This is a genomic window from Streptomyces phaeochromogenes, assembly GCF_001418655.1.
Taxonomy (GTDB): Bacteria; Actinomycetota; Actinomycetes; order Streptomycetales; family Streptomycetaceae; genus Streptomyces; species Streptomyces phaeochromogenes.
Map to the genome: position 1 here is coordinate 1 of NZ_LIQZ01000670.1, position 856 is coordinate 856.

Annotated in this window: 1 protein-coding gene; it reads left to right on the forward strand. The window is 74.6% G+C overall.

Features of this window, described 5'->3' with window-relative positions; all coding sequences use genetic code 11:
• A partial coding sequence (locus tag AOK17_RS53410) for a GAF domain-containing protein (RefSeq protein WP_425424703.1) occupies window positions 1–856 on the forward strand: 856 nt, incomplete at both ends.

An 856-nucleotide genomic window follows, 5' to 3' on the forward strand; every position in this document is an offset into this window, starting at 1 on the left:
CCCCACCCAGGCGTCCACTCCCCATGGCCCGCTCCCCCGCCTGCTCGAAGCCGTGCTGGGCGTCGGCGTCGACCCGGAGCTGCGGGCCACGCTCCAGCACATCGTGGACACCGCGGCCGAGCTGACCGACGCCCGGCACGCGTCACTGGAGGCCACCACCCCCGGACCCGACGGCGACGAAGGTGGCGGTAGCGGTGACGGTTGCCCGACGGAGTTCCACACGGCCGAACCACCGGCCGCCGGGCAGGCCGCACTCAGCCCTCTCGGCCCGCTCGGCCCGCACAGCCGCCTCGACGTTCCGGTACGGGTCCGGGACGACGCGTACGGAAGCCTCCGCCTCACCGGGAAGCGCGAGGGCGGCCCCTTCACGGGCGAGGACGAGCAGCTGGTGCGGGTGCTGGCCACCCAGGCGGGCATCGCGATCGGCAACGCCCGCCTTCACGAGACGGCCCGTCAGCGGGAGCACTGGATCGAGGGCGCGGCGGCCGTGACCACGGCACTGCTCACCGGCGAGACGGCTGCCGACGCGCTGATGACGGTCGCGGAGCGGGCCCGGATGCTCGCCGACGCCTCGGCCGGCGTGATCCTCCAGCCCACCGACGAGGGCGGCATGGAGATCGTGACGGCGTCGACTCTCGACGACCCGGGCGGTCTCGTCGGTACGACCATCGCGCCGGGCAGTGCGGTCCTTGAGCAACTCCTGGGCGGGGAGCCGGTGTTCGTCGACGACTCGGCGACCGACCCGCGCATGACGACGCAGGTACGACACCGGTTCGGGCCGAGCATGCTGCTGCCGCTCCAGGCCGGCGGCCGGCTCATCGGCACCCTCGCCCTCCCGCGCCGGCGCGGCGACCGT